The 6,203-nt window shown below is 48.3% G+C and carries 3 protein-coding genes and 1 pseudogene; 1 reads left to right on the top strand and 3 read right to left on the bottom strand.

What is annotated here, in order from left to right; genetic code table 11:
• On the bottom strand, positions 1–265 hold a 265-nt coding region (locus BLR51_RS17695), incomplete at its 3' end, for a transposase (protein ID WP_131821841.1).
• A gap of 368 nt (positions 266–633) precedes the next feature.
• Entirely contained in the window at positions 634–1,137 is a 504-nt protein-coding gene (locus tag BLR51_RS27460; RefSeq protein WP_131821840.1) for a hypothetical protein, read from the bottom strand.
• A gap of 635 nt (positions 1,138–1,772) precedes the next feature.
• Between BLR51_RS27460 and BLR51_RS27200 the strand changes: the two genes are divergently transcribed.
• Positions 1,773–4,319 (top strand): calcium-binding protein, encoded by a 2,547-nt coding sequence (locus BLR51_RS27200; RefSeq protein WP_165616868.1) that lies wholly within the window; start codon positions 1,773–1,775, stop codon positions 4,317–4,319.
• Between the two features lie 1,509 nt (positions 4,320–5,828).
• Here BLR51_RS27200 and BLR51_RS17690 read toward each other — a convergent pair.
• Positions 5,829–6,104 (bottom strand): annotated as a pseudogene (locus tag BLR51_RS17690) (IS3 family transposase); the annotation flags it as partial.
• Positions 6,105–6,203 lie beyond the last annotated feature (99 nt).

Raw genomic sequence — 6,203 nt, 5'->3', positions numbered from 1 at the left:
TCTGGTTCAGGGTTTCCATGATGTCCTCCCACAGCCCTGCCAGTGTCCAGCGCCGGAACTGCCGGTAGACGCTGGACCATTTACCGAACTCTTCGGGAAGATCGCGCCACGGCGCTCCCGTGCGGGCGATCCAGAAAATCCCATCAAGAACAAGGCGGTGATTGGTCGGTTTGCGCCCGTTAGGCGCACGGACTGCCAGAATGAACCGTTCAAAGAACGCCCATTCTTCGTCCGACATAAGATTTCGTGCCAAGCTGGTCTCCATCGTAGACACCAGCTTGAATCATGCCTGTAGCACGATGTGAATCCCTTTTGTCAACACGGCCTAACTTCTAAGGGCATTCTAAACCGCAGCGGAGGGAGATCTGCACCCCAAAATGATCCCTAATCTTGAAGTAGGTTTTGAGGCAGTCACCGCTAGTCATTAGACTAATAAAATTCAAATCGTCAAGTTAACGCGATCGCGGCCCCTAAGTGATTGCTTACGTTCGCTGTAGCCTGACACCAATCTTGTACCTGATCTTTGGGTAGAGGTCTCAGCAACAGGGCAGAGCACATGCGTGTTGTAGCGGTGGCCGTCCCAGCCGGCGCACGCGCCTGGCGTATTTTTTGGAGCGAGAGCAGGCGGTGTTCTCAAATCAAGGACAGGGAAGGCGTCAATGCCTTGATTGAGCGAAGAAATACAGCTGCTGTGATACTGATGAATATTGGAATACGAAGGTTCGCGCTCCATAGCTTATCTTGCGACAGCATTACCATTTCTCCCTCTGCCGCCTCCGCTTTTAAAAAAGGATTAGACGGATCAAGCAAAAGAACGGTTGCAATATCTGGTAAGTTGCCATAATCCAATTCTGGATTATAGCTGGTGATGCTATCAAGTGAGGAGGCTAAGTCGTCCATATAATTAAGAACAATATCATTCATTTCAGATTCAGAGAAGCAGTCGTCGAAATATATTTTACTCAAGGCGTAAGTGAGCAGATCAAAGAAATTAGGGAAGCTAAATTTATTGTCACCACGAAATGGGCAGATAATATTTCGCTCAACCGCCTGAAGACTATTAAAGTCGCTCGGCTCAATGCAAAGCACAAATATTGCTTCGCTATCAGTAAATGGGGTTTCTAGAAAGTTAAACATATCGACCTCAAAATCGAAGCGCCTCATTCGCATAAAAATTGATAAAGGTGAAGAAATTATTGAAATTTCTCGTGTATGTCGACATTTTCTCTGGACCGACGTAATCTCGCAACATAGTCTTCGAGATCGAAACAGGATGTACGAGCCGCACCGGTGATGGAATATTTTTCGGTTAAGAAGTTTAGCGTTCATAACGCCGAAATTTTTGTTCTACCTAGTTTGCCGTTTTTTTCCATCTGAGCCACCCGGGCTTGGCCGAAGAGCGCATCGTTCAACACGTCGTGCCACCTTATCCAGTGCTTCGATCTGTTCAAGATGCTGCCGTTCAATCTCGGCTGGCGGCATATAGCTGATCGAGCTCAGCAGGCAATCTCAGCTTTATCAATTGTCCCAGTGTATGGTTGCCCATTCGATAAATATTATTTATCAGGCACTATACACTCAGGGACATGGCGCTCTAATCGTCCCAACATGGAGAGACGGGCTCTGCACCTAAACCGCTAGGACCATAAAAGGCTCCTAAAATATATCGATTTTCGCTAAATTCAAGAATTGATGCCCAAATTCAGCCCAATTCTTTTCGAAAAATCTCCCGCAAAAAAAGTCATCAAAGCCACGCAAGCGCGGAGTTGATGATGTCTAAATACCTAATAACTGAAAATGAGAAATTCATCTCTCACCCTGTACCGGAGGCAATGTTTGGCACAAATTTTGTTACCACATATGACTTCGAATTCCCAAATCGCCCCGCTAACCTTAGCGTGCTTCAGAGTTTGGCTCCAACGATCCTGCGTTTTCCGGGAGGTAGCATCACAGAGTCGGGATTCACAAATTCTGTGTTCTTAACTGGCTCATGGGAAACCGGAAGCTACTCCACTAATGGGGAGAATGCAACATTCACTCCGTTGGCCGATTTTTTTATTAGCGCAGCACATGCAGGTGCTGATGTGCAACTGGTGATCCCTACTAGGATTTCCTTCGCGATATCCGCCGGTGAAGCTATTGAAAATGGAACCTACGGTAGCAGAATAGAGCTAAGATCGGATTACTTCCAATTAGTTTCGCGTTATATTGATGCCGCCTTGAGTCTTGCGCATACGCAGGGGATAGAAGTTGTTCGATTTGAAATAGGAAATGAATTTTGGGGCAGTGGTGAAATGTCCGCTATGGAATATGGTTATTTGTCTGGGAGACTCGCTTTATTTTTGGGGTCACGCTATCCTGACGTCGATATCGGTGTTCAGATCGTCTCCTCAGGTAATATGTACAGCCCGGTCACAGACGCTCATTTCTACCTCGAGCCACTTTCTCACGGAGGCTATGATATACACCTCGCGGCGGAATATTCTGGAACTCCACCCGCTGGGTGGTTGACTAGAACAGTTTCCGGTGAAGGCGCTGCCTTAACGCAAAATCAAACGATTGCTCGAGAAATACTCAATGTTCCCGGTGCTGTGGATAATATTTCGGGAGCGATATCTCATGTTTATTTCAATGGCGGCTTTTCAGGAATAGACGGAGAGCGTGACTTCGCACTTAGAACCGCTTTTGATAACTTTCGCCTGTATCTCGGGCAAAATTCTCTTGAACATTACGTCACCGAATGGAGCCCACACAATCGAACCACCACTGAAGGGCACGCCAATGGCCTTCTATATGCCCACACTACAGTTGAGGCCTTTTTTGAGCTTACATCTAATGGCGTTGATAGCGCCAACTTTTGGCCGATCACCTTTGGCAACCCTTCAGTTAACTACAGAACGCTTATTGACAGTACGGAGAGCGATCTTACCTTTGCAGGCGTAGCGTTTTCTTGGTTAACCAAGACGGCAGGTCTCACACCTCTATTCGACTTTGAGGTCGAACAGAGGATCGACATCCACGGCTTTGGCAATAAGACAAAGGCTATCCTTTTCGTCGCTGAACGAGGTATAGTTGGACAGCAAGAGGCATATAAAGATATAAATATAGATTTAGAAAATTTTGCCTTTTCCGAAATTTATTTTGTTCTTGAGACTGGGATGACAAGTGATAATGGATCTCCTAGAGATGATCGAGCTAATCCTTTAGTTCGTAATAGTGATGGCTACATTCTGGAGGGGTCAAGTTTAAATTTTACTCTCGCTAAGCGGGAACTTTCAATGATCGAGCTGCAAGCAATTACCAATGGAGATGATTTTATAAAAGGCGGGATTTCTAACGACACGATCCGCGGGGAAGATGGAAATGACATTCTGGAAGGTGGAGAGGGTAATGACTCATTAAAAGGTCAAACTGGTAATGATCTTCTTCGTGGTGGTTCTGGCTGTGATACGCTTAATGGCGGATGGGGGGACGACACCATCATTGGCGGTAGTGGGGAGGATTTGCTCTACGGTGAAGCAGGTGACGACTTGATCGGGGAAATTGATGGTGCAGATTGGGTTTTTGGTGATGAGGGTCAAGATAGCATTATCTTAAGGCCAATGCAGACTTTCTCAGAAAGCCACTTTGCTACTAATGTTGGCTCTGCGGCTATGCCTGGCCCAGGTAATTTAGTGCCCCTTTACGGCATGACGAGGAACTTATCAGTGATAGATGGGGGGGGTGATCGCGATATTGTCATACTTGGCTCTGGTCCCGATGCCTTTTTTCTACATGATTCGCTCTCAGCGTTTCATAGCAACATCCAGTTGCGAACCGATAGCTTTGGCATGCCTGGAAAAGCGAGGTTAATTGACGTTGAAGAAATTCGTGGGATGTCCGGAAATGACATTATCGACCTCACAAGCCCTGACTATAGCCTTTCAGGTATGACAATACTTATCGATGGCGGCTCCGGAGATGACACAATTTGGGGGTCAGATGGTAATGAAATTATTGTCGGGGGCGCTGGAGATGATGATCTATTCGGGGGCGGCGGAGAGAACACATTCTCAGGCGGAGTTGGAGCTGATAGTTTTCAGTTTGTTCCTGGTCGGCAGTTAGCTAAAATTTTGGATTTTGATCCAGCAGGTGGAGATCGCATCGTGCTCTACGATACTACAATAGGCCGCTTCGACCCCAGCACGGCGGGCGTTCATGCTGGTGTATTGCAGGTTCAATATGAACTTTCAGAAAGAGGTGTTACACAAATTCTCGAAATAGACATTGGCAGATCTAACAACGATATTTCCCCTTACCAGTATCTCGATTTTTTCTAGAGACCTCTGGGCGATTGATTGCGGATGTGAGTGCGCTGGCTTGTGCTTGCGAGGCGTCGTGCGCGGCGCCGATGGTCTGGGATGCTGTGTCTAAGCAAGTGAGTATTAGTTGGGTGGGCCACTTCTCACCCATTAGACAAGATATTGGGTAATTTAAGCTATTCATAGCGCTGGCTTATTGGGCTGGTTGATCGGGCACAGTGGGACTCCGGGTGTGCTTGCGTTGGGGCCGGACCGGACTCAATCCGGCAGGCAGTGAGTTCGCTGAAGCTCCTTCAGGCGGCTGTGATCCGCCGGCTGCTAAGCTCTCATTTACTGGTGGTGCTGGATTTTCAGGGCACAATCGGATATCCGTCTTGCTTCTGAGTCTAGCCTGCTGGTCCGCAGCGGCCAGCTCTGAGCCCCTTAAGAGAGCCGCGCTGGTAGTCCCAGCCTACGGGCGAGCTACGCCCTGACTTCGTTAGGCTCCATAGACCAACTTGGTTGACGCTGACGGCCAAGTTTGTCGTCGGCACCCGTTCCATTTCAACTTTTAAAGAATAAATAATATTTGCGCTACATTAATCAGAATGTGGAGTATTTTATATATTGAAATTCGACAGAAATTTTTTATATGTCAAATTATTAACTCTTGCGTGAGATTCTGAGATCGGATCTTCAGCATGGAGTTAAGATATGTCTATTAAAAACGGTCGGGCTTTCATCGTGATTTACTCCCTTGCAATAATGTCAATTGCAGCCGGCTGTTCTGATGCAGGCGAAAAACCGAGAGATACTAGAAATTCTGTGCTCTCATCGGCATCAAGAGTAAATGTCGTGTCAACTCAGGCGAAGGGTACTGCGTTAAAAGTTCCAGATCGTGATCGCATGGATGAAGTCCGGATTGGACCTGCTGATTTCGCCGATGCTGGAAGTACGGCGGTGGGTCTAGCATCTGGGTTAGTTGAAGCTAACCCCATTGCTGCTGCCGCTGGTAATGCTGCACCTTTGGTCCGGATTCCCTTGAAGTACGGGGTTAAAAGGGTGATGGTCGCATCAGGAGTTACCCCAGCGAGAGCTAATTGGCTTGTGGAAACGGCTGGAACCTTTGCTACTTGCAATAATCTTGCTGCCCTCTCGGGGGGCGTCCCTCCAGTTGCCATCGGCGTAGGTATTATTTGTGGAGTAATCTATGCTGAGCAATCGAAGTCTAGATATGAACGACGCAACTCTCGCTCGTTGGACGGGGTTAGCGTATCACGTGGCTCTGCTCCGCGAACTCCCTGAGTAATTCATATATTAATCCCATTATGGTATTTACCATATATGAAGAAATCAACAGCGCCAATCCATAAAACGAGGAGCTGGCAGGTTTAACAGGCTACTGAAGAAGTCTTCGGACCGGAACGGGTTCCCTTTCGGAGACTTTCGGCTTTACGCGTCGCATCGCGCCATCAGGTGGGCATGCGTGCCATGATGCCGTCTTTCATCGTCCCGCAGCGGCCTGCTACTGGTTTCGTGGACAGCAGGTTAAGCTAGCGTAGCGCGGGCCTCGAACTCCATGGGGCTGAGGTAGCCCAGTTTCGAATGGTGCCTGCGAGGATTATAGAAGCGCTCGATGTAGCCAAAGACGTCGGCGCGTGCTTCTTCGCGGGTGCGGTAGACCCTCCTGGCCGTCCGTTCGGTCTTCGGCGAGGGGAAGAAGCTTTCCATCGCAGAGTTGCTCCACACGTTTCCGGCCCGGCTCATCGAGCAGGTGATCCCGTTGTCGACCAAAAGCCATTGAAGCTGCTCGCTTATACATTGTGCGGATTCAACCGGTCGTCGCAACACCCTGAGCTTGGAGGTGTAGATGACGACAGAAATACGGAAGTCAGGGCGCTCGACGCGAAGCAAATTATCCTC

This window comes from Salipiger marinus, from assembly GCF_900100085.1.
GTDB classification, from domain to species: Bacteria; Pseudomonadota; Alphaproteobacteria; order Rhodobacterales; family Rhodobacteraceae; genus Salipiger; species Salipiger marinus.
This window is presented reverse-complemented; position numbering and strand designations above follow the sequence as displayed.